This is a genomic window from Maritimibacter alexandrii (assembly GCF_005871115.1).
GTDB classification, from domain to species: domain Bacteria; phylum Pseudomonadota; class Alphaproteobacteria; order Rhodobacterales; family Rhodobacteraceae; genus Maritimibacter; species Maritimibacter alkaliphilus.
In genome coordinates this window covers 360,562-379,822 of the sequence record NZ_SWKQ01000013.1, presented here as the reverse complement: position 1 = coordinate 379,822, position 19,261 = coordinate 360,562, and the positions used below count along the sequence as shown (strand labels likewise).

20 protein-coding genes are annotated in these 19,261 nt (G+C 66.3%); 9 read left to right on the top strand and 11 right to left on the bottom strand.

Annotation, left to right across the window (positions count from 1 at the left end; all coding sequences use genetic code 11):
• Positions 1 to 29 precede the first annotated feature (29 nt).
• Positions 30 to 662: an SAM-dependent methyltransferase gene (locus tag FCT00_RS14390; protein ID WP_138423562.1), complete on the bottom strand. Its 633-nt coding sequence runs from the start codon at positions 660 to 662 to the stop codon at positions 30 to 32.
• Positions 663 to 768: 106 nt separating this feature from the next.
• On the opposite strand from FCT00_RS14390, the gene FCT00_RS14385 reads away from it, so the two are divergent.
• Positions 769 to 1,203, top strand: coding sequence for an RrF2 family transcriptional regulator (locus FCT00_RS14385; protein WP_138423561.1), 435 nt, complete (start codon positions 769 to 771; stop codon positions 1,201 to 1,203).
• 3 nt (positions 1,204 to 1,206) lie between these two features.
• On the opposite strand, the gene FCT00_RS14380 is transcribed toward FCT00_RS14385, so the two are convergent.
• The 8 genes from FCT00_RS14380 to FCT00_RS14345 all read right to left on the bottom strand — a co-directional run bounded on the left by FCT00_RS14380 (position 1,207) and on the right by FCT00_RS14345 (position 9,340).
• Complete coding sequence (locus tag FCT00_RS14380; RefSeq protein ID WP_138423560.1) at positions 1,207 to 2,094, bottom strand: alpha/beta hydrolase; 888 nt, start codon at positions 2,092 to 2,094, stop codon at positions 1,207 to 1,209.
• Between the two features lie 54 nt (positions 2,095 to 2,148).
• Positions 2,149 to 2,367 carry a formate dehydrogenase subunit delta gene (locus tag FCT00_RS14375; RefSeq protein ID WP_138423559.1) on the bottom strand — a complete coding sequence of 73 codons (219 nt, stop codon included), beginning with the start codon at positions 2,365 to 2,367 and terminating at the stop codon, positions 2,149 to 2,151.
• The gene (gene fdhD, locus FCT00_RS14370; RefSeq protein ID WP_138423558.1) at positions 2,357 to 3,172 is read right to left on the bottom strand and encodes a formate dehydrogenase accessory sulfurtransferase FdhD; all 816 of its coding nucleotides are present in this window, start codon (positions 3,170 to 3,172) and stop codon (positions 2,357 to 2,359) included. The genes FCT00_RS14375 and fdhD overlap by 11 nt, the downstream gene beginning before the upstream one ends.
• 2 nt (positions 3,173 to 3,174) lie before the next feature.
• Positions 3,175 to 6,090: a formate dehydrogenase subunit alpha gene (gene fdhF / locus FCT00_RS14365; protein ID WP_138423557.1), complete on the bottom strand. Its 2,916-nt coding sequence runs from the start codon at positions 6,088 to 6,090 to the stop codon at positions 3,175 to 3,177.
• A gap of 4 nt (positions 6,091 to 6,094) precedes the next feature.
• Positions 6,095 to 6,301, bottom strand: coding sequence for a DUF4287 domain-containing protein (locus FCT00_RS14360; protein ID WP_008330487.1), 207 nt, complete (start codon positions 6,299 to 6,301; stop codon positions 6,095 to 6,097).
• 94 nt (positions 6,302 to 6,395) lie between these two features.
• Positions 6,396 to 7,895 carry a formate dehydrogenase beta subunit gene (locus FCT00_RS14355; protein ID WP_138423556.1) on the bottom strand — a complete coding sequence of 500 codons (1,500 nt, stop codon included), beginning with the start codon at positions 7,893 to 7,895 and terminating at the stop codon, positions 6,396 to 6,398.
• Positions 7,892 to 8,374, bottom strand: a complete 483-nt coding sequence (locus FCT00_RS14350; RefSeq protein ID WP_138423555.1) for a formate dehydrogenase subunit gamma — start codon at positions 8,372 to 8,374, stop codon at positions 7,892 to 7,894. Before FCT00_RS14350 ends, FCT00_RS14355 begins: the two co-directional genes overlap by 4 nt.
• Positions 8,375 to 8,458: 84 nt before the next feature.
• Positions 8,459 to 9,340 carry a LysR family transcriptional regulator gene (locus tag FCT00_RS14345; RefSeq protein ID WP_008330484.1) on the bottom strand — a complete coding sequence of 294 codons (882 nt, stop codon included), beginning with the start codon at positions 9,338 to 9,340 and terminating at the stop codon, positions 8,459 to 8,461.
• 160 nt (positions 9,341 to 9,500) lie between these two features.
• Here FCT00_RS14345 and FCT00_RS14340 point away from each other — a divergent pair, with 160 nt between their 5' ends.
• Positions 9,501 to 10,427 (top strand): lipid A-modifier LpxR family protein, encoded by a 927-nt coding sequence (locus FCT00_RS14340; RefSeq protein ID WP_138423554.1) that lies wholly within the window; start codon positions 9,501 to 9,503, stop codon positions 10,425 to 10,427.
• A 258-nt stretch (positions 10,428 to 10,685) separates the two neighbouring features.
• Positions 10,686 to 11,615 carry a Hint domain-containing protein gene (locus FCT00_RS14335; protein WP_138423553.1) on the top strand — a complete coding sequence of 310 codons (930 nt, stop codon included), beginning with the start codon at positions 10,686 to 10,688 and terminating at the stop codon, positions 11,613 to 11,615.
• Position 11,616: 1 nt separating this feature from the next.
• On the opposite strand, the gene rsgA is transcribed toward FCT00_RS14335, so the two are convergent.
• The gene (gene rsgA, locus FCT00_RS14330; RefSeq protein WP_138423552.1) at positions 11,617 to 12,693 is read right to left on the bottom strand and encodes a ribosome small subunit-dependent GTPase A; all 1,077 of its coding nucleotides are present in this window, start codon (positions 12,691 to 12,693) and stop codon (positions 11,617 to 11,619) included.
• A gap of 478 nt (positions 12,694 to 13,171) precedes the next feature.
• Between rsgA and rpsD the strand changes: the two genes are divergently transcribed.
• A complete protein-coding gene (rpsD, locus tag FCT00_RS14325; protein WP_008330480.1) occupies positions 13,172 to 13,792 on the top strand; it encodes a 30S ribosomal protein S4 in 621 nt (206 codons plus the stop codon).
• 147 nt (positions 13,793 to 13,939) lie between these two features.
• The gene (locus FCT00_RS14320; RefSeq protein ID WP_138423551.1) at positions 13,940 to 15,364 is read left to right on the top strand and encodes a homospermidine synthase; all 1,425 of its coding nucleotides are present in this window, start codon (positions 13,940 to 13,942) and stop codon (positions 15,362 to 15,364) included.
• A gap of 19 nt (positions 15,365 to 15,383) precedes the next feature.
• Here the strand turns inward: FCT00_RS14320 and FCT00_RS14315 are convergent, their stop codons facing one another.
• Positions 15,384 to 15,707, bottom strand: a complete 324-nt coding sequence (locus FCT00_RS14315) for a YnfA family protein (protein WP_138423550.1) — start codon at positions 15,705 to 15,707, stop codon at positions 15,384 to 15,386.
• A 112-nt stretch (positions 15,708 to 15,819) separates the two neighbouring features.
• Between FCT00_RS14315 and FCT00_RS14310 the strand changes: the two genes are divergently transcribed.
• The 4 genes from FCT00_RS14310 (at position 15,820) to FCT00_RS21680 (ending at position 19,209) form a co-directional block, all read left to right on the top strand.
• Positions 15,820 to 16,197, top strand: coding sequence for a rhodanese-like domain-containing protein (locus FCT00_RS14310; RefSeq protein ID WP_008330477.1), 378 nt, complete (start codon positions 15,820 to 15,822; stop codon positions 16,195 to 16,197).
• A gap of 108 nt (positions 16,198 to 16,305) precedes the next feature.
• The gene (hisC, locus tag FCT00_RS14305; RefSeq protein ID WP_040885572.1) at positions 16,306 to 17,403 is read left to right on the top strand and encodes a histidinol-phosphate transaminase; all 1,098 of its coding nucleotides are present in this window, start codon (positions 16,306 to 16,308) and stop codon (positions 17,401 to 17,403) included.
• The gene (locus FCT00_RS14300) at positions 17,393 to 18,319 is read left to right on the top strand and encodes a prephenate/arogenate dehydrogenase family protein (RefSeq protein WP_008330473.1); all 927 of its coding nucleotides are present in this window, start codon (positions 17,393 to 17,395) and stop codon (positions 18,317 to 18,319) included. Before hisC ends, FCT00_RS14300 begins: the two co-directional genes overlap by 11 nt.
• Positions 18,316 to 19,209, top strand: a complete 894-nt coding sequence (locus tag FCT00_RS21680; protein WP_235889093.1) for an extensin-like domain-containing protein — start codon at positions 18,316 to 18,318, stop codon at positions 19,207 to 19,209. Before FCT00_RS14300 ends, FCT00_RS21680 begins: the two co-directional genes overlap by 4 nt.
• Positions 19,210 to 19,261: the final 52 nt, after the last annotated feature.

Below are 19,261 nucleotides of genomic sequence, written 5' to 3'. Positions count from 1 at the left end.
CGGCTCTGTCACCGGACGTGATGAACCTGTCAGGACACACGCTCCAGAATGACATGGCTGTCCTTCACGGTGTCGATCTCGCCGTCCGGTCCGGTGACCTCGCGGGCCGACAGGCCGACCTCGATTTCGCGCCAGACGTGGCCGCTTTTGGCCGTCGCGGCGCGATCTTCTTCGGGGGTCGGAAAGGCGGGCCGATGGTCGTGATCCGCCATCCGCCATCTGGGCGCGGTGTTGTGCGCGGCGATGACGAGCAGCCCGCCCGGTGCGGTCGCCCGCGCCGCCAGTTCCAGAACGCTCGCCCGGTCGAACGCCATCGGGCTTTGGAAGAACAGCGCCGAGACCAGATCGAAGCTGCCGTCGGGAAACGTCTCGGGCAGCGTGTGACGCTCGAACGTGATGCGGTCGGCAAGCCCGGCTGTCCTCGCGCGGTCCGCCGCGATGTCCAGCGCGGTCTGGGACACGTCGACGCCGGTGACGGTCCAGCCCTTCGCCGCCAGCCAGAGCGCATCGTCGCCCCGCGCGCAGCCGATGTCGAGCGCGCGGCCGGGCACCCGCCCGGTGGCGAGCCGTTCCAGCACCCCCGAAGGTTTGCCGTTCGTCGGGTCGGTCATCGCGCCATAGCGATCTTCCCAGAAGGTTCTCAGGTCTTGCGTCTCGGTCATGTCGGCTCCTTTTCGCTTCTCGTGACTTCATATGTAACGTGAAATCCGTTCCGTCAATATCACGCAACCTCTTTTGTTGCGAAAGCGGGCGCGGTAAGGTGGCGCCATGCGAACCGACAACCGCCTGTCGCGCGTGCTCCACGCGCTCCTCCACCTCGACCGGCACGACGGTCCGGCCACTTCGGACGAGATCGGCCGGATGCTGAACACGAATGCCACGGTGGTGCGCCGCACGATGGGCGGTCTGCGCGACGCGGGCATCGTGGGCTCGGTCAAGGGACACGGCGGCGGCTGGACACTGGCGCGCCCGCTCGACCAGATCACGATGCTGACCATCTACGACGCGCTGGGCGAGCCGTCGCTCTTCGCACTGGGACAGGCGCAGGACGCGCCCGGCTGCCGGCTGGAACAAGCGGCCAACACCGCGCTCGGCAAGGCGCTCGACGGCGCAAGGCGCCGGTTTCGCAAGGAGTTGGAGCGGGTGACGGTCGCCGACCTCAGGGACGAGGCGGGGCCGCCCGACTTTCGCCTCCCGTCCTGAGCTTCAGTTCAGCGCGGCCGCCAGCGCGGCTTTCATCCGCGCCACATAGTCCTTGGACACCGGCGCATCCTTGCGCACCGCGGCGAACCCGTGGAACGCGCCCTCGACCTCGTGAAAATCGACGGGAATCCCGGCGGCGGCGATCCGCGCGGCATAGCCGCGCACCTCGGCGTGGAACAGATCCCGCGTGCCCACCCCGATCCACGCCGGCGGCAGCCCCGCCGGGTCCGCGAGCCGCGAGGGCGACGCGGTGGCGGGCACCGGGCCGTCCACGTCGCGCAGATATCCGTCCCAGGCCCATGTGTTGATCGCGGGGTTCCACATACGCATCGTCTCGGGGTCCGGCGCGGGCCGTGTCCGCGTCGCCTCGTCCAGCATCGGTTCGTGGAGCAACTGGAAGCGGACCGCAGGCCCGCCCCGATCCCGCGCCAAGATCGCAAGGGCCGCGGCCAGCCCGCCGCCCGCGCTGTCGCCGCCCACGGCGATCCGGGCCGGATCGACCCCCGGCGCGGCGGCCAGCCACTCCAACGCGGCATAAGCATCTTCGATCCCGGCTGGATAGGGCCGCTCCGGCGCGAAGGCATAGGTCGGAAGCGCAACCACCGCCCCGATCTCCGCCGCGACCTGCCGCGCGAAATCGTGCTCGGTCACCGGGTTGCCGAAAATCAGCCCGCCCCCATGCAGCCACAGAAGGGCAGGGTGCGGCCCGTCGCCCTCGGGCCGGTAGACCCAGATCCGCCGCCCGCGCGATGACACGGCCTGTTCGACCCGCCGCCCGACAAGCCAGCCGCCGAGCGCCAGCAAAAGACGATAGACGCGCAGCGTGCCCGGCCGCACCGCCTGTTTCGTCAGGCGATCCACATTGCCGAAATCCGGGTGAAACCCGCTCATAGGCCGCCTCCCGCGCCGATCAAACCGCGCGCGGCGTCCCGGCGCAAGCCGGTGTCACTCCACCGGCTCGGAAATCCGACCAGACGCCTCGATCACCAGCGTCTCCAGCCCGGCACCGCCCGCCGCGATATGGTCGAGCAATTGGCGCCGCATCCGGGGTTCCCAGAAATCGTTGATATGGGCCGCGAACCGGTCGAGCTGGTCGTCGCCCGGCTGGGTCTTGAAGAATGTGGCGATCTGGTTGGCCATGATGACCATTTTCTCAGGCGACATGGGTGGCTCCCGCTGTGATCCGGTGCGGATGGGAATAAAGGTCGAAGCTCTCGCCGCGCGCGAAGGCGGCAAGGGTGATCTGCGCGTCGTCGGCCAGACGCAGGGCGTGCGCGGTCGGGGCCGAGGCCGCGACGATGACGGCACACCGGGCTTGGGCGGTCTTCTGCACCATCTCGACCGAGATGCGGCTGGTCAGCACCATCGCCCCCGTGGCCGGGTCGATCCCCGCCCGCGCCAGCGCGCCGATGAGTTTGTCGAGCGCATTGTGCCGCCCCACATCCTCCCGCGCCATGACGATGCCTTGGCCGGGGACCATGAAGCCCGCGGCATGGACCGCCCGCGTCAGATCGTGCAGCGGCTGATGGCGACGCAGGTCATCCGTGGCCCGCGCCACCTCGTCGCGGGCAAAACGCGGGTCCGCATCAACGGCGGGCAGGGGCGGCAGCGCCCCCTCCAGCGAGTCGATGCCGCAAAGACCGCAGCCCACAGGCCCCATCAGCGCCCGCTGGCGGCTGCGCAATTGCTCGGACCTGTCGTCGCGCAGAAGCATCCGCGCCTCGATGCCCCGCTCGAAGGTCAGAACCTCCAACTCCTCGATATCGCCGGGCCGTTCGATCACGCGCTCAGTCAGAGCGAACCCCACCGCGAAATCCTCAAGATCCGCGGGCGAGGCCATCATGACGGCCAGCGTCGTCCCGTCGAAAGTCATCGCCACGGGCGTTTCCTCCGGCAAGGTCCGGGTCACAGTCCGCGCCCCGGTGGACGAGACCGCAAGACCCGGACGGGATTTCGCCGCGTCCGACATGATTACTCCGCTGCGGGCAGAATGCGCCGCGATTGCTCGGCCTGCTCGTTGTACCGCTCCTGCCAGTCGGTGGGCCCGTTGGACGGGCTGACCTGCACCGCCGTCACCTTGTATTCCGGGCAGTTCGTCGCCCAGTCCGAGAAATCGGTCGTGATGACGTTGGCCTGCGTGTCGGGGTGGTGGAACGTGGTATAGACCACGCCGGTCGACACCCGGTCGGTCAGCGTCGCGCGCAGCGTCGTCTCCCCGGAGCGGCTGGCGAGTTTGACGAAATCGCCCTCCTTCACGCCACGCACCTCGGCGTCATGCGGATGGATCTCCAGCACGTCCTCCTCATGCCAGGTCGAATTCGCGGTGCGCCGCGTCTGTGCGCCCACGTTGTATTGGCTCAGGATACGTCCGGTGGTCAGAAGCAGCGGGAAACGCGGCCCGGTCTTTTCGTCCGTCGCCACGTATTCCGTGACCATCAGCCGCCCCTTGCCGCGCACGAAGCCATCGACATGCATCAGCGGCGTGCCCTCGGGCGCGCTGTCGTTGCAGGGCCACTGGATCGACCCCAGCTCGTTGATCCGCTCATAGGTCACGCCGGCGAAGCTGGGCGTCGTCGATGCGATCTCGGCCATGATCTCACGCGGGTGGGCGTAATCCCAATCCGCGCCCATCGCCTGCGCCAGAAGCTGCGTGACCTCCCAGTCGGCATACCCCGCCTTGGGCGCCATCACACGGCGCACCATGTTGATGCGCCGCTCGGCATTGGTGAAGGTGCCGTCCTTCTCGAGGAAGGACGAACCCGGCAGGAACACATGCGCGTAATTCGCCGTCTCGTTGAGGAACAGGTCATGGACGATCACGCATTCCATCGCGGCCAGACCGGCGGCGACGTGTTTCGTGTCGGGGTCCGATTGCAGGATGTCCTCGCCCTGACAGTAAAGCCCCTTGAAGGTGCCATCTACGGCGGCGTCCAGCATGTTGGGGATGCGCAGACCCGGCTCCGGGTCGATGGTCACGCCCCAGGCGGCCTCGAAGGTTTCGCGCACCTCGGGCAGCTTCACATGGCGATACCCCGGAAGCTCATGCGGGAAAGACCCCATGTCGCACGACCCCTGCACGTTGTTCTGACCGCGCAGCGGGTTCACGCCCACACCGGGGCGCCCGATGTTGCCCGTGAGCATGGCGAGGTTCGCGATCCCCATGACGGTCGTGGACCCCTGACTGTGCTCGGTCACGCCAAGGCCGTAGTAGATCGCGCCATTGCCGCCACGGGCGAAAGTGCGGGCCGCTTCGCGCAGCGTCTCGGCCGGAACGCCGGTCAGCATCTCGGTGGCTTCGGGCGAATGCCGCTCCGCGCTCACGAATTCCGCATATTCGAGGAACTCGTTCCAGTCGCAGCGCTCGCGGATGAACGCCTCGTCCATCAGCCCTTCGGTGACGATCACATGGGCCAGCGCCGTGACCACGGCCACGTTGGTGCCGGGCCTGAGCGGCAGGTGATGCGCCGCCTTGATATGCGCGGATTTCACAAGGTCGATGCGACGCGGGTCGATGACGATCAGCTTGGCGCCCTGACGCAGACGCTTCTTCAGGCGGCTGGCGAAGACCGGGTGCCCGTCCGTCGGGTTGGCCCCGATCACGATCACCACGTCGGTGTGTTCGACCGAGTCGAAATCCTGCGTCCCGGCGCTCGTCCCGAAGGTCTGGCCCAGGCCATAGCCGGTGGGCGAGTGGCAGACCCGCGCGCAGGTGTCGGTGTTGTTGTTCATGAACACGCCACGGGCGAGCTTCTGGACCAGATAGGTCTCTTCGTTCGTGCAGCGTGAAGAAGTGATGACCCCCACCGAACGTCGACCGTAAGTTTTCTGTAACGATTTCAGACGTTTCGCGGCGAAACCTATGGCCTCATCCCACGACACTTCCTGCCAAGGTTCGTCGATCGACTCCCGGATCATCGGGCTCAGGATGCGGTCCTTGTGCTCGGTATAGCCATAGGCGAAGCGCCCCTTCACGCAGCTATGCCCCCGGTTCGCCTTGCCGTTCTTGTAAGGCACCATCCGGACAAGTTGATCGCCGTTCAGTTCCGCCTTGAACGAACACCCGACCCCGCAATAGGCGCAGGTCGTGACCACCGACCGCGTCGGCGTGCCCAGTTCGGCCACCGATTTTTCCTGCAAAGTCGCGGTCGGGCAGACCTGCACGCAGGCGCCGCAGGATACGCAGTCCGACGACAGGAAGTCATCCAACGCGCCGCCCGCCGACACACGGCTGTCGAAACCACGACCCTCGATGGTCAGCGCGAAGGTGCCCTGCACCTCTTCACAGGCCCGCACGCAGCGCGAGCAGACGATGCATTTGGCCGGGTCATAGGTGAAATAGGGGTTGGACTCGTCCTTCGGAATATAGCGGAAATTCCCGTCCCCCTCGCGCCGCTTGGCATCGGCCATCGACAGCGCCCCGGTCCCGGTGGGGTCGAAATGGTTGTCGCCCGGCTCATAGCGCACATCGCGAAGGCCTACGGCACCCGCCATGTCCTGCAACTCGCAATCGCCGTTCGCCGAACAGGTCAGGCAGTCGAGCGGGTGGTCCGAGATGTAAAGCTCCATCACCCCCTTGCGGATCTTCTGCACCTTGGAGGATTGGGTATGCACCACCATCCCCTCGGCCACCGGCGTCGTGCAACTGGCGGGCGTGCCGCGCCGCCCCTCGATCTCGACCACGCACAGGCGGCACGACCCGAAGGCCTCCACACTGTCCGTCGCACACAGCTTCGGCACGGTGATCCCGGCTTCATAGGCGGCGCGCATCACGCTCGTCCCCTCGGACACCGTGATCGCGGCCCCGTCGATGGTCAGCGTGACGGGCGCGCCGGTCTTCGCGGGCGTGCCCATGTCGGCGTCGTTCCACGGAATGATGAAGTCCTTCATGGTCTCATCCTTTCTTCGCAAGCGCATAGGCGACGATGGCGTTCGCATGCCCGTGCCCCAGACCGTGCTCGGCCTTCAGCCAGTTCACGATCTCCATATGTTTCATGTCGCCCTTTTCGGCGACCATCCCCAGCCAATGCCCGATCGGCTGGCCGTATGTCTTTTCGATCGACGGAAAATAGGACGCCGGCCCCTTAACGGTCTCGCTCATGCGCCGCGCTCCCGTCTTTCCGGTCCGAAAATATCCCGGGGGTGCGGGGGCAGCGCCCCCGCGCGGGTCGGCTGCGTCAGCAGACGAAACCGGATCATTCCGCCGCCTCGCGCGCACCTGCGAAATCCTCGGGAAACAGCGTCATCGCGGACATCACGGGGTAGGGGGTGAACCCGCCCAAGGCGCAAAGCGACCCATCGGTCATGGTCTCGCACAGGTCCGTCAGCAGCTCTTTCGCCGCCATGTCGCCCGCGGCGATCCGGTCGATGGTTTCGACCCCGCGCACCGCGCCGATCCGGCAGGGGGTGCATTTGCCGCAGCTTTCCACCGCGCAGAACTCCATCGCGAAGCGCGCCATGCCGAGCATGTCGGCGGTGTCGTCGAACACCGTTAGGCCCGCGTGACCGATGAGGCCCCCGGCGCCGTCGAATTCTTCATAGCCGAAGGGCGTGTCGAACTGGTGCGGCGCGAAGTACGCCCCCAGCGGCCCGCCGACCTGCACCGCCTTCACGGGCCGGCCCGAGCGGGTGCCGCCCGCGATGTCGTTCACGATCTCACCCAACGGCAGACCAAAGGCGATCTCGTAAAGCCCGCCGTATTTCACGTTCCCCGCGATCTGGAGCGGGATGGTCCCTTTCGACCGGCCCAACCCGAAATTCGCGTAATGCGCCGCGCCCTTCTCGAAGATCACCGGAATGGTGGCGAGCGAGATGACGTTGTTCACGACCGTGGGCTTGCCCAGAAACCCTTCGAGCGCCGGAAGCGGCGGCTTCGCCCGCACGACACCGCGCTTGCCTTCGAGGCTGTTCAAGAGCGAGGTCTCTTCGCCGCAGACGTAAGCCCCGGCACCGACCCGGATTTCCATGTCGAAGGCCGGGCCTTTGCCCAACAGGCTCGCCCCCAGCAGGCCGTTCGCGCGGGCGACCTCGACCGCGGCCTTCATCACCCGGATCGCGTCGGGATATTCCGAACGCAGATAGACATAGCCCTTGGTCGCGCCCACGCCGACCCCGGCGATGGCCATGCCTTCGATGAGCGAGAAGGGGTCGCCTTCCATAATCATCCGGTCGGCGAAGGTGCCCGAGTCGCCCTCGTCGGCGTTGCAGACGATGTATTTCTGATCGGCTTCGGCTTTCGCCACCGTCTCCCACTTGATCCCCGTCGGGAAGCCCGCGCCGCCGCGACCGCGCAAACCGCTGGCCTTGGCTTCCTCGACCACGCCCAGACCGTCCATATCCAGCGCGCGTTCAAGACCCGTCAATCCGCCGTGCGCCCGGTAGGCGTCCAGATCGAGCGGGTCGATCACGCCGCAGCGCTGGAAGGTGAGGCGGGTCTGGTTCGCGAAGAACGGGATCTCTTCGGTCGGGCCGTGGCCGTCGAGCGTGCCGGCCAGCAGCGCGGGCACGTCCGAAACCGTGACCGGACCGAAGGCATGGCGTACCCCGTCGATCTCGACCTCGGCCAATGGTTCCAGCCATGTCATCCCGCGCGAGCCGACGCGGATCAATTCGACGTCATGTCGGGCGAGCTCGGCGGCGACCTCGTCGGCGCCCAGTGCGCGGGCGACCGCATCCTGCGACAGATAGATCTTCATGCGCCCGCCTCCGAAATCACGCGCTCCAGCTTGGCCTCGTCCAGCGCGCCCACGACCTTGTCACCGATCATCGCGGCAGGGCCGTTGGCACACAGGCCAAGGCAATAGACCGGCTCGATCGTCACCGCGCCGTTGGGCGTGGTGCCGTGCCATGAGATGCCGAGTTTCGTCAGCACCGCGTCCGCCAACCCGTTCGCGCCCAGCGCCTGACAGGCCTCGGCCCGGCAGATTTTCACGATATGCCTGCCTGCGGGCAGGGTGCGGAAATCGTGGTAGAAGCTGATGACCCCATGCACTTCGGCCCGCCCGATGTTCAGAGCGTCCGCGATGGGCTGCACCGCATCCTCGGGCACGTGATCGAAAGCCTCCATCATCGCGTGCAGGATCGGCAGGAGCGGCCCTTCGAGATGGGTGTAGGCCTCGATGACCTCTTGAATCGCGCCGAGATCGGGCGCGGATGCTGGCGAGTTGGCTTGCATGGGTCCTCCGAAGTTGGCGGAGCCATCTCACCGAATGCGCGGTAAATCAATATCGCAGTTCCGTCGGTCGATAGGGTTTTTCTATCAATCGGACAACGCCCGCGCCTCGTCCAGCAGGGCCTGAAGCACCGGGGTCTGCGGTTCCTGATAGGGGGCGACCAATCCGACGCTCGGCCCCGGACGGTCGGACCGGATCGGAACGACGGCCACGTCGCGGCCCAGCGACAGCGAGGCGGCCATGTCGCCCGGCAGGACGGTGGACCAGCCACCCTGTTCGACATGGCTGACCAGCACCACGGTGGAGTTCGATTCCATGCGCACGTTGGGGGTCTGCCCGGCTTCCATGAAGGCGCGGTTGATGATCCGGCGGTTCTGCATGTCGGGGGTGAGCAGGCACAGCGTCCGCGTGCCGATGTCGGTCCACCCGATGTCCGTGCGCCCCGCTGCCGGATCGTCCGGCGCGCAGACCAGCGCGTAATCCTCGCGGTAAAGCTCCTGCACCTGCACCCGGCCCAGGGGTTCGTTGTCGAGGTAGCTCAGGCCCACGTCCGCCTCGAGGTTTTCGAGCATGTTCAGGATCTGGATCGAGGTGCGTGACAGGATGGTGAAGGTCACGTTGGGATGCGCCGCCGAGAACCGGGCCGACAGGCGCGAGGCCCAGGTGAGCGCGGTGGGAATCACGGCGAGGCGCAGGTGTCCGGTCAGCCCTTCGCGCGAGAACCGCATCTCGTCGCGCAGCCGCCGCGCATCCCCGACGATCTGGCGCGCCCAGTCGAGCGCGCGCGCGCCTTCGGGTGTCAGGCCGCCATAGCGTGACCCGCGCTGCACCAGCTTCACGCCGAGTTCGGCTTCGAGTTGCTTGATCCCCGCCGACAACGTGGGCTGCGTGATGCCCAGACTGTCGGCGGCACGTCCGAAATGCTGCTCCTTGGCGAGCGCGATGAACATTTCGAGCTTGTTCAGCATGTTGGAAAAGTAGCATGGAACCGGGCGATATCCATAGGCATTGGCTATCGGGTGCGGGTTTCCTGATCTGTCGCGCGTCCGGCTGCGTAGATAAGGATAGGGACGAATCATCATCCGCCACTATGGTGGGAGTCCGGCTTGGGGGCTGGGAGAGAAACGTATGTCTATATCGCCCGCGCGCCTTCTGGCCGCGCTCATCCTGTCCCTCGTCGCCGGCGCCGTTTCGGCGCAGGATCGGTCGTGGACCTATCTGGGTTGGGCGAACATCACTACGAACGACGGCACGGGTGATTTTCAGGACCGCTGGCAGAGCTTTTCGACCTCGACATCCTTTCTGTTCGGACCCGAGGGCACGCGGGAGCTGCCCTATGCGTTCGGTGACCTGATCGAGGTTCGGCTGGGCACCCAGATCGTGACGCCGGCCAACACCCTGACGCCTGCGCCCGGCGACCGCCGCGCCGCAGGGGCGCTACGGGCCGGTCTGTTCACGCATTTCGCGCGAGGCGGCTGGGATTTCGCGCTCGGCGCCGGGGCCGAGGCCGTCGGCCCGTCGACGCAGGTTCTGGCGCTACAGGACCGGTTCCACAGTGTCGCGGGCTTCGACCGTCTGGCCCCCGGTGTCCTCGCCGGGCAGATCGGCAACGCCGTGCGCCCGATGGGTCACGCCGAAGCGGCCTATGCCATCGCCATCGGGGACGAGATGACGTTCCGCCCCTTCGCCGAAGCGCATGTGGGGCTCGAAGCCTATGCCCGCGTCGGGTTCGATCTGCTGGTCGGGCCCGGCTACAGAAGCGGGGTGATCGCCCGCGATTACGTGAGCGGCCAGCCCTATCAGATCCTGAAGGACGTGAACGAACCCGGCGTGTCGTTCCTGTTCGGCGCCGATCTGGCGCGGGTGTTCTCATCCGCCCTGCTGCCCGAACCCGCCTATACGCTCACGCCTGCGCGCGCGCGGGTGCGTGGCGGCCTTCTGGTCGATGGCGAGGTGGGCAGCGTGTTCTATGGCCTGACCTATCTGTCGCCGGAATTCACCGCCCAGCCCGAGGGGCAATTTGTTGGATCCGTGCAAATCCGCCTCAAGTTTTAAGGCGCGACAGGCTGGCGCAGATCGGGATTGCACAAAATAGTTAACAATTCCCGGCATCCGTGCTATCCCGGCGAATGTGTAACAAACGGTTCGTTCAGAGACCGTGGCACATGAGCAGAAGGCAGGCATACAGGCATGAGAACGGGCATATTGGGCTCGTTCGTCATCTCCTGGTCTCAAACGGAAGTAGACGGTCTCGCACAGGCACCGCGAGACGCGCTGGGCGTTGGGGCAAGCTGGCGGTGGAGCGGACGGGCGATGCGGGTCGATGGACCGCAGGACGTCATCCGGCTGGACCTCGGTGGGAGAGAGGCGGACCTACGTAAACGGGCGGCGCGCAAGGTGCGTCGGTTTCTGAATTCCTGTGACGTTCCCGAGGCGGAGATGCCCAAGGACGACACGCTCTTCGATCTGGGCTTCGTGGTCACGGACGGGTTCGAGAGTTGGCCGGTGATGCTGGTCGATGGCGCGTCGGCCCATGAAACGCTTCTGATGTTTCTGGACGGGCTTCCGCCGTCGGACTGCGATCTTTGGGTCGTGCAGGCGACGATGGAGGCGGCCGAGACGAACCGGTTGACCGACCAGCCGACCGGCGTCATCTGTTTCACCCCCGGCACCCGCATCCGCACCGGCGAGGGCGACGTGGCGGTCGAGGACATTCGCGAAGGCGCCCGCATCCAGACCAAGGACAACGGGTTGCAGGAGGTGCTTTGGGTCGGTGAAAAGCGTATCTCCGGCGCGCGGCTGTACGCCATGCCGGAATTCCGCCCGATCCGCGTGCGCCGGGGTGCGCTGGGCGTCGATCGCCCGGACGGCGACCTGATGGTGTCGCCCGCCCACCGTATGCTTCTCAAGGGCCGCAAGGCGCAGGCGCTGTTCGGCACGAACGAGGTGCTGGTGGCGGCCCGCGACCTGATCGACGACCGGATGGTGACGCGCGATCACACGGTGACGCAGGTGACCTATATCCACCTGCTTCTCGCCAACCATGAAGTCGTCTTCGCCAACGGGCTCGAGACCGAAAGTTTCCTGCCCGAGGGCGAGGCGCTGGAGGCGGTCGAGCAGGTTCAGCGCGAGCGCCTGTTCGGTGCGATGCCGTCGCTTGAAACGCGGCCCGAGGGCTATTCCGCCCCGGCCCGACGTCTTCTTTCGCAGGCCGAGGCGGCGATCATGGGGGCCGGGGTCTGACCTAGCGGCGGTTCGGCTTTTCGTTCACCACACGCTTCACGTGCCGGGCGAAGCCTTTCTCCCGTGCTCGCCGTTCGGCGATGCTTTCGCTGTTGTGCATTTCCTCGGCGGCGAGCTTGCGCCAGCGGGTGAGCCTGTCGGGGTCGAGGTCGCCCGCCTCGATGGCGGCTTTCACCGCGCAGCCCGGCTCGGTCTCATGCGCGCAATCTCGGAATCGGCAGCGGGTCGTCAGCACCTCGATATCCGCAAAGACCGCCGCGATCCCGTCGGCCACGTCCGAAAGCTGGATTTCCCGCATTCCCGGCGTGTCCAGCACCACCGGACCGCCCGCGATGACGTGCAATTCCCGGTGCGTGGTGGTGTGGCGCCCCTTCGCGTCGTCTTCGCGGATGCCCTGCGTCTCGATCAGGTCGCCGCCCGCCAGTGCGTTGGTCAGGGTGGACTTGCCCACGCCCGACGACCCCAGAAAGGCGACGGTGCGCCCCGGCTTGGTCCAGGGGGCGAGCTTTTCGCGCGGCGCATCGCCCCGCGCATCCAGCGCCACCACCGGCACGCGGTCGGAAATGGCGGTGGCCTGATCGACGTAATCCGCCACATCCTCGGCCATGTCGGCCTTGGTGAGCAGGATCACCGGGTCGATCCCGGCCTCGAAGGCGAGGGCCAGATACCGCTCCAGGCGCGCGACGTTGAAATCGGCATTGCACGAGGTGACGATGAAGGCGGTTTCGATATTGGCGGCGATCAACTGCTGGCGCACCTCATGCCCCGCCGCGCGGCGCTGGATCAGGCTTTTGCGGTCCAGAAGCCGGCTCGCCCCCGGTCGTTCGGCGTCATAGAGCAGCCAGTCGCCCACCGTCACCTCGGCATCGGGGGGCAGAACGGCCTCGATCCCGTCGCCGCGCACGGCAAGCCCGCTGCGATGAACGGCGGTGACGCGGACGGGGGGATGCGCCTGCATGTCATCGGCGTCGATCTGTGCGGAAAAGAACGGCTGCCAGCCCAGTGCCTGAAGCGGCGACAGGGCAGGGCGGGGCGCAGGGGCGCCACCGAGAGAGAACTTTGAATAGTCCCGTGTCATTGTCTTGGGGTCTTTCGATACGAAAAGAAGGGAAGGTTTCGCGCACCCCCACCGGGCCACCGATCACCGGCGGCTTGATCTTCGGCGGTCTGTGCACCGGGAGGCCCTTTGCCTCCCTGCCGGATCAAATCATCAAAGCTCCATCGTATCCGGGGTGAGGATAGCCGATCCGCGCAAAAGGTAAAGCGTGGCGCGAAGGCGTTGACTCCTGCCCAAACACGGCTATAAGCCCGCCATTCGGCCCTTTCGGGGGCCGTATTTCATTGGTGTTGGTGGACCCCGCGAGGGGAAACCTGTCAACCCGGATCGCTGGACCCGCAAGGCCCAGTCCGGGGAGAGGACAACGCCCTTTAAAATCGGCCCCAAGACGGGTCCGACGACAAGGCCCACCGGGTTGAGCGACCACCGCGTCCGCAACCCGAAAAGTGGGAACCGGTTTTCGGGGACGTTGCGGAGCCACCTATAAAGGAGATCAGCCGTGACCAAACGCACGTCTGCCAAGTACAAAATCGACCGCCGCATGGGCGAAAACATCTGGGGCCGTCCGAAATCCCCGGTGAACCGCCGCGAATACGGCCCGGGCCAGCACGGCCAGCGCCGCAAGGGCAAAATGTCCGACTTCGGCCTTCAGCTTCGCGCCAAGCAGAAGCTCAAGGGCTACTACGGCGACATGACCGAAAAGCAGTTCCGCCGCATCTTCGCGGAAGCCGAGCGTCTGAAAGGCGACACCGGTGAGAACCTGATCGGCCTGCTCGAGCGCCGCCTCGACGCCGTCGTCTACCGCGCCAAGTTCGTGCCGACCATCTTCGCCGCCCGCCAGTTCGTGAACCACGCGCATGTGATGGTGAACGGCCAGCGCGTGAACATCCCGTCCTACCGCGTGAAGGAAGGCGACGTGATCGAGGTCCGCGAGAAGTCCAAGCAGCTCGCCATCGTTCTGGAAGCTTCGCAGCTGCCCGAGCGTGACGTGCCCGACTACCTCGAAGTCGACCACTCCAAGATGAAGGCGACCTTCGTGCGCACTCCGGGCCTCTCGGACGTGCCGTACCCGGTCATGATGGAACCGAACCTCGTCATCGAATTCTACGCTCAGAACTGATCTGAGCCGACCCGAATGCGAAAGGGCCGCCCGGTTGGGGCGGCCCTTTTTCGTGGCGGCTGGTCCTGTTCGTCATCGGGTCCGGCCCTTCCCCCCGCGGCCCGCATTTGCCATACGGGGGACCAACCCGTGATCGAAGGAGTGCCCATGTCCCACCCCATCTACGCCCGCATCGACGGCCCCGTCATCATGATCGGTTTCGGCTCAATCGGGCAGGGAACCTTGCCGCTGATCGAGCGCCACTTCGAGTTCGACGCATCGAAGCTCACGATCGTCGAACCGAATGAGCCGAACGGGGCGGCGGCGCGGGAGACGGGCTATGCCCATGTCGCGGAAACGCTGACGCGGGACAATTACAAGGTCGTGCTGGGCGGGCTGTTCGAGGACGGCAAGGGGTTCGTCGTGAACCTGTCGGTCGATACCTCGTCGCTCGACCTGATGAAATTCTGCCGTGAACACGGCGTGCTTTACATCGACACCGTGGTCGAACCCTGGGCGGGCTTCTATTTCGATACCGAGGATAACGCGGCGCGCACAAACTATGCCCTGCGCCAGAAGGTGCGGGACGAAAAGGCGGCCAATCCCGGCGGGACGACCGCCGTGTCCTGCTGCGGGGCGAACCCCGGCATGGTGAGCTGGTTCGTCAAGGCCGCGCTTCTGCGGCTGGCCGAAGACCTCGGGGCCGAAGCCGACCCCAAGACGCGCGGCGAATGGGCGGCGCTGATGCAGACGCTCGGCGTCAAGGGCGTCCATATCGCCGAGCGCGACACGCAGGTGCGCACCGAGCCGCGCCAGCCGGGACATTTCGTCAACACATGGTCGGTCGAGGGCTTTATCGCGGAAGGGTTCCAGCCCGCCGAACTGGGCTGGGGCACGTTCGAGCCGTGGTTCCCGCCGAACGGACACCGCCAGAAGACCGGCTGCAAGTCCGCGATCTGGCTGGAACAGCCCGGCGCGAACACCCGCATCCGCACGTGGTGCCCCACCCCCGGCCCGCAGTTCGGTTTTCTCGTCACCCATAACGAGGCGGTGTCGATTGCCGACTATTACACCGTGGGCGCGGGCGACGACCCGGAGTTCCGCCCCACCGTCCACTATGCGTACCACCCCTGCGACGACGCCGTGCTGTCGCTGCACGAGATGTTCGGCTCGGGTCAGGTGCAGGACGTGCATCATATCCTCGACGTGGACGAGATCGAGCCGGGCGGGATCGACGAGTTGGGCGTGCTTCTCTACGGGCACGCCAAGAACGCCATGTGGTTCGGCTCGCGCCTGTCCAACGAAGAGACCAAGGGGCTTGCCCCCAAGCAGAACGCGACCGGGCTTCAGGTTTCCTCCGCCGTGCTCGCGGGCATGGTCTGGGCGCTCGAGAACCCCGAGGCGGGGATCGTCGAGACGGACGAGATGGACCATCGCCGGTGCCTTGAGGTGCAGATGCCCTATCTCGGCCCGGTCGAGGCGCATTACACGGATTGGACTCCGCTGACCGATCGGCAGAGCCATTTCCCCGAAGAACTTGTTGAAAGCGAACCTTGGGCCTTTGCCAACGTGCTGGAACGGATGGGCGCCTGAGGGCGCGCGGTGTAGGGGCTCAGGCCCCGCGCGGCGCGAACAGGATGACGCCCGCGCCGGCGAGGCACAGGGCGGCACCAAGGATATCCCACCGATCCGGGGCCTGACGTTCGACGAGCCACAGCCAGCCCAGCGAGGCGAGGATGTAGATCCCGCCATAGGCAGCATAGGCCCGCCCGGCGAAGCCAGCGGGCGACAGGGTCAGGAGCCATGCGAAGAGGGCCAGCGACAGGATGCCCGGCGCCAACCACCAGACCGGCGCCCCGGACCGTGCCCAGGCCCAGATCGCGAAGCATCCGGCGATTTCGGCGAGGGCGGCGGCAAGATAAACGGCAAGTGTCATGTCTTGGTCCCGATCCGGTGAGGCGCCCTAAAACATTCAAAAAACTGATTGGGTCTTTTCCGGCGGCGCCCGCGTGCTTAGGTGCCGTGAAACAGATCACAGGAGAAACCCGATGAAAACCGAAGACGTGAACGGCAAGACGCTGGAAACATGGACCCCGCAGGAGGTGGCGCAGGGACTTGCGGACGAGACCATCGTGCTGATCGACGTGCGCACCCCGGCCGAATACATGTTCGAAAGCATCGAGGACGCGCTTCTCGCGCCCATGAGCCATATCTCGAAAAAGGCGCTGCCAGCGGGGCTTGGCAAGCATGTCGTGCTGTATTGCGGCTCCGGTATGCGCTCGCGCAAGGCCGCCGAAATCTGTCTGAGCAAGAAATTCGAGAAGATCGCGCATCTCGAAGGTGGGTTCGCCAACTGGAAACAGGCAGGCCAGCCCTATCTCGGGACCGATATGTCCACGGGCGCGCCGCAGGTGAAGACCTCCTGAGGCTCCAAGCCCACAGTCGGCGGGTCGTCTGGCCCGCCGCCCCCCCGAATAGTCTGGCCCCGCGCCCGGATGGTCGCTAAGACAGGGGCCTCAACCCCGGGGATGGAAATGACCAAGACACCCAAGCCGCAGCCCGGCATCATGGACATCAAGCTTTACGAAAGCGGCGCGTCCAAAGTCGATGGCGTCGACAACGTCGTGAAGCTTTCGTCGAACGAGAACCCGCTGGGTCCGTCCGAGAAAGCCATCGAAGCCTATGGGCGGTCCGGTCACTACCTCCACCGTTATCCGAACACGGACCACGCCAGCCTGCGTTTCGCCATCGGCGAGGTGCATGGGCTGGACCCCGAGCGGATCATCTGCGGCGTCGGTTCGGACGAGATCATCACGTTCCTCTGTCAGGCCTATGCGGGTCCGCGCGACGAGGTGATCTACACCGAGCACGGCTTTTCGATGTACAAGATTTCGGCCCGCGCAGCGGGGGCGAAGCCTGTCGAGGTGCCGGAGCGCGAGCGCGTGGTGGACGTGGACCAGATCCTGCGTGCGGTGACCGCCAAGACCCGGATCGTGTTCATCGCGAACCCCGCGAACCCGACCGGCACGATGGTCGGGCAAAAGGAACTCGCCCGTCTTGCGCGTGAACTGCCCGGCAATGTGGTGCTAGTGCTCGACGGGGCCTATGCCGAATATGTCGAGGGCTTCGATGGTGGTGCCTCGCTGGTCGAACGTCACCCGAACGTGGTGATGACGCGCACCTTTTCGAAGATCTACGGGCTGGGCGGCCTGCGCATCGGCTGGGGTTATGCCCAGAAAGAGGTCATCGACGTGCTGAACCGCATCCGCGGCCCCTTCAACCTGTCCTCGACCCAGCTTGCGGTGGCCGAAGCCGCCGTGCGTGACCGCGCGCATGTGGACAAATGCCGCGCTGAGAACGCCCGCCTGCGGGCCTGGATGGCCGAGGCGCTGGCGGAACATGGCGTCCCCTCGGACACCTCCTGCGCGAATTTCGTGCTGGCGCGGTTCACCGATGAGAAAGAGGCCGACGCGGTCGACAACTATCTGAAAGCGAACGGAATCATCGTGCGCAAGGTGGCGGGATACAAGCTGCCCCATTGCCTGCGCATCACCGTGGGGGACGAGCCGTCCTGCCGCCGGGTCGCGCATCTGATCGGCGAGTTCAAAGGGAGCGTGGCCGATGCCGGCTGACGCGCCGATCTATGACCGGGTCGCGCTGATCGGCCTTGGCCTGATCGCCGGGTCGATGGCCCATGCCATGCGGCGGGGCGGTTTGGTGGGCGAGATCGTCGGAACGGCGCGATCTGCCGAAACCCGCGATGTGGCGCGCGAAATCGGCCTTGTGGACCGCGTCGTCGACACCGCCGCCGAAGCGGTCGCGGGGGCCGATCTGATCGTCCTCGCCGTGCCGGTCGGCGCGATGGGCGCGGTCGCGGAAGAGATCGCGCCGCATCTGGCCCCCGGCGCCACGGTGACCGACGTCGGTTCGGTCAAGGGCGCGGTGATCGAGGCCGTCGGCCCTTACATTCCCGAAGGTGTGCATTTCGTCCCGGCTCACCCGCTGGCGGGCACCGAACATTCCGGGCCCCGCTCGGGCTTCGCGTCGCTCTTCGACAACCGCTTCACGCTGATCGTGCCCGCCGAAGGGTCGGACAGGGATGCGGTGGCGCGGCTCGATGCCCTCTGGCGCGGCATGGGCGCGAACACGGAAGAGATGGACGCCGATCACCACGACCTCGTCCTTGCCGTCACCAGCCACACCCCGCACCTCATCGCCTATACGATGGTGGGCGTGGCTGACGATCTGCGCCGCGTGACCGACAGCGAAGTCATCAAGTATTCCGCCGCCGGTTTTCGCGACTTCACCCGGATCGCGGCATCGGACCCGACCATGTGGCGCGACGTGTTCCTGAGCAACAAAGAGGCGACGCTGGAAATCCTCGGCCGCTTCACGGAGGAGCTTTTCGCGCTGCAACGGGCGATCCGCACCGGGGATGGCGAGCTTCTGTTCGACTATTTCACGCATACGCGGGCGATCCGGCGCGGCATCATCGAGGCCGGTCAGGACACCGCCGCCCCCAACTTCGGACGCGAACCGACGACATGAGGTGGGGCAGGGGGATAACCGCGGCGCTCACCGCCGCGCTCTTCGCGACCAGCCTCGCCGCCGAAGCCCCCACGCGCTCGCCCGTGCCGCCACCGCGCCCCGGCGCAGCCACGCCACCCCCGGCGCAGACCCCGAACGACCCGATCGCGAATTTCGTGAACGAGGTGTTCAAGCCCCGCGCGCGCCCCGGCCAGAACACCCGCGTTCAGCAGATGACCGCGGCCCAGTCGCAAAGCTACACCCGCCTCGCGGTCGCCCAATCGCTGATCCCGCCGCGCCGCCCCGACAACCTCGTGCGGCGCAACACCGTTCAGCGCACCGGCATGGCCCAGTCCGGCGATCATGCCCGCGCCGTCACCTCGGCCGCCGGGTCGGTCTGCGGACGCCCCGAAATCAAGGGCGTCAAGCTTCAGTCGATCCCCGGCCGCGTCAACGGATGCGGCATCGAAGAACCGGTCAAGGTCACCTCGGTCTCCGGCGTCGCGCTCTCGACCCCGATCACGGTCGATTGCCAGACCGCCGTGGTTTTCAATGCCTGGGTCGGTCAGGCGCTCGTGCCGCTGACCAAGAATCTGGGCGGCGGTGTGCGCGAGGTGAACATCATGGCGAGCTACGCCTGCCGCAGCCGGAACAACCAGCGCGGCGCGAAGATCAGCGAACACGGCAAGGGTCATGCCGTCGACGTCGGCGGCTTCACCCTCGCCAACGGGGTCAAACTCACCGTCCTCGACCACTGGAACCACAGCCAGCACGGCGACCTGATGAAGCAGTTGCACCGCGTCGCCTGTGGCCCCTTCGGCACCGTGCTCGGCCCGAAATCCGACCGTTTTCACCAGAACCACTTCCATTTCGACACCGCGCGGTATCGCTCCGGCTCCTACTGCCGGTAAAACCGCTCGCATGTGCCCCGCGAAACGCGGTATCTCACCCGCGACACATATG